The organism is Sagittula sp. SSi028 (genome assembly GCF_048553715.1).
Lineage (GTDB): Bacteria > Pseudomonadota > Alphaproteobacteria > Rhodobacterales > Rhodobacteraceae > Sagittula.
On the sequence record NZ_JBLZNC010000064.1, the window covers coordinates 1 to 262 of the forward strand.

The 262-nt window shown below is 66.4% G+C and carries 1 protein-coding gene; it reads left to right on the top strand.

Annotation, left to right across the window (positions count from 1 at the left end):
- Positions 1-262: hypothetical protein (locus ACN5AZ_RS18775; protein ID WP_419430406.1), on the top strand; the 262-nt coding region annotated here is incomplete at both ends.

Below are 262 nucleotides of genomic sequence, written 5' to 3' on the forward strand. Positions count from 1 at the left end.
CGAAGCCAAAGTGGCGAAGGAAATGGTCAATAAGGCGATCACGCTGGGTCAGGCCGGCGATCCCGCGGCAGAGGTCGAGACGTACGACGCGCTCATCGCCCGCTTCGGTGGTAGCGATGCCCTCCCTGTGCAGGAGCAGGTCGCGCGGGCCATGGTCAATAAGGCGATCACGCTGGGTCAGGCCGGCGATCCCGCGGCAGAGGTCGAGACGTACGACGCGCTCATCGCCCGCTTCGGTGGCAGCGATGCCCTCCCTGTGCAG